The sequence below is a fragment of the Lactobacillus apis genome, assembly GCF_002837055.1.
In the GTDB taxonomy this organism is placed as follows: domain Bacteria; phylum Bacillota; class Bacilli; order Lactobacillales; family Lactobacillaceae; genus Lactobacillus; species Lactobacillus apis.
The window spans coordinates 1-1,855 of the sequence record NZ_PDKP01000047.1 but is presented as its reverse complement, the minus strand read 5'-3'; the positions used below and the strand labels follow the sequence as shown (position 1 = coordinate 1,855).

The following is a 1,855-nucleotide window of genomic DNA, read 5'->3' as shown; positions in this document are numbered from 1 at the left end:
AACCGGTTTAACGATGATTATCGTAACGCACGAAATGGCGTTTGCTAAAGAAATTTCTGATCAAATGTTTTTCATCAGTGACGGGGTAATTGCCGAGCAAGGTAAACCAGACCAACTATTCAATCATCCTCAAAATGAGAAAACAGCGAAGTTCTTGAGTAATTTTCAAAACAATTAACTTTAAATAAAAAGATGTTCCAAAAAAGGAGCATCTTTTTATTTTTTAGTTATACTTTGGTAAACATCATCATAGCGTGTTCTGGAGGTCAAAATGACTAAAGACTATATCAAAGAACTAAGACAAAAAGTAGGACATGACCCTGTCATCTTAGCTTTTGCAGGTGGCGTGTTAGTCAATTCTAACAATGAAATATTATTGCAAAAACGTAGTGATTTTAATTGCTGGGGTTTACCAGGTGGAGCTTTAGAGTTTGGCGAATCGGCTGAAGATGCCTGCAAACGTGAATTTCGTGAAGAAACCGGACTAGAAGTTACAGTCAAAACTCTTCTTGGTGTTTCTACGAATCAAATTCAACACTACCCTAACGGTGACATTGCTCAAGCTGTTGTCATTAGTTTTGTCGTAGAAAAAGCACGCGAAGTTACACAAGAACTGAGCTCTGAAACCTTGGACTTAAAGTACTTTAAATCCACTGAGCTGCCACCAATTTTCAACCAACAACATCAAACAATAATTGAGCAGTTTTATGCTGGTACGTTCCCATTCTACAATTAAAACTTTCAACTTTATATAAGCTATACAAACTGCCTTATTTATAAATAATTACATTATCACGGCTCTATATCTTGCTTAATTACGTTTGACAAAAATCTATTTCTATTATTATATATAGATAATAGAACCCATCTTTTATATTAGCTGGTTAAACCAGTTTCTTTTACCTCATCAACAGGAGAAAAACTTATGAAGAAAAACGGCTACAAAATCAGCACCTGCATTCTCGCACTTTTACTTATCGTAACATTAGGCTTTTTGCTCTATACCACTAGAAAACCGCCTACCATTTATGGTGGTTTTACTAATACTGCAACGCCAGGAAATGCTTTAAATCCTCATGTAGAAATTTCGTGTGGCACGAAACCCAAATATGCCATATATGTAGACGGGCATAAATTTGAAAGAGGTACTTATAAACGTGTAAGTAACAGCACTTTTACCTTAAAAGATACAGATGGCAAAGAGTCCGGCGTCGTCTTTTTATCAAACAATGGCTCTTACTTGTATCATTCCAAGCTAAAGAAAAAGCTGATTAATATTAAGAAACTTCCGGGTAAACCTACTGAAGAACCTATAAATATCCACTAATTAAAAGTATAAATGTTGTTAGTTGTAACAAAAAAAGGTATTAGATTCCTGATCTAATACCTTTTTATATACCCTCTTAGCCTCGCCTTAATCATCGTTTTCTCTGTGCCATTCTTTAATCTGCTCCAGCCTCTTTTTAAAGCGGTCTTCATGACCTTGCGAAGTTGGCAGATAATATTCATGACCTTCTAAACTCGGCGGCATAGTTTTCATTGTCGTTAACTTGTCTTTAGCATAATGAGCCAGTTGGTAATCTTTGCCATAACCTAGGTCCTTCATTAACTTGGTTGGTGCATTACGAATCTGTAATGGCACTGGTTCATCAATCGTCTTTTTGACATCATCTTCAGCAGCTAATCTAGCTTTATAAACCGCATTTGACTTTGGCGCAAGCGCCAGATAAATCACTGCTTCAGTCAAATGCACATCACATTCAGGCATCCCTAAAAATTGACAAGCCTTAAAAACATTGATAGCTACATTTAATGCATTAGTGTCCGCCAAGCCAATATCTTCACTGGCAAAGCG

Annotated in this window: 3 protein-coding genes and 1 pseudogene; 3 read left to right on the top strand and 1 reads right to left on the bottom strand. The window is 36.3% G+C overall.

Translation table 11 applies throughout. The annotated features are described in order from the left end of the window. From CRG87_RS07765 to CRG87_RS07755, 3 genes and pseudogenes are all read left to right on the top strand, one after another. Positions 1-178: pseudogene (locus CRG87_RS07765) on the top strand (amino acid ABC transporter ATP-binding protein); the annotation flags it as partial. Between the two features lie 93 nt (positions 179-271). Next, on the top strand, positions 272-736 hold the full coding sequence (locus CRG87_RS07760; RefSeq protein WP_074426083.1) for an NUDIX hydrolase: 465 nt from the start codon (positions 272-274) through the stop codon (positions 734-736). A 189-nt stretch (positions 737-925) separates the two neighbouring features. Then, positions 926-1,327, top strand: a complete 402-nt coding sequence (locus CRG87_RS07755) for a hypothetical protein (RefSeq protein WP_074426084.1) — start codon at positions 926-928, stop codon at positions 1,325-1,327. A gap of 87 nt (positions 1,328-1,414) precedes the next feature. On the opposite strand, the gene CRG87_RS07750 is transcribed toward CRG87_RS07755, so the two are convergent. Beyond that, positions 1,415-1,855 (bottom strand): AAA family ATPase (locus CRG87_RS07750; protein WP_458118142.1); only part of this gene is annotated, 441 nt, incomplete at its 5' end.